This is a genomic window from Peribacillus sp. SIMBA_075, assembly GCF_046534585.1.
The window spans coordinates 1-232 of the sequence record NZ_JAWRYN010001698.1 but is presented as its reverse complement, the minus strand read 5'-3'; the positions used below and the strand labels follow the sequence as shown (position 1 = coordinate 232).

General features: G+C 38.8%; 1 pseudogene. It reads right to left on the bottom strand.

Annotated features, from left to right (window positions below):
* Positions 1-232, bottom strand: a pseudogene (locus tag SB775_RS34225) (PstS family phosphate ABC transporter substrate-binding protein); the annotation flags it as partial.

Genomic DNA, 232 nt, shown 5'->3' with positions numbered 1-232 from the left:
GACAAAGAGACTTTTTTTACAATGCGACTATTTTGTAAGATGACATTTTGAAAATAATCATACGTACCAGAGTCTACACCTGGCGCATAAAACTTCACCTGTTCACGTGGCCATGAAGAATGAATTTGTGACCATCGCTTTTCGTTTCCATCTTCACTCCATAATAGACGTAACTCGTCTACCTTCATATTGTTTACCCAAGTATTTTGGCGACTCACAACGATCGTAAGAC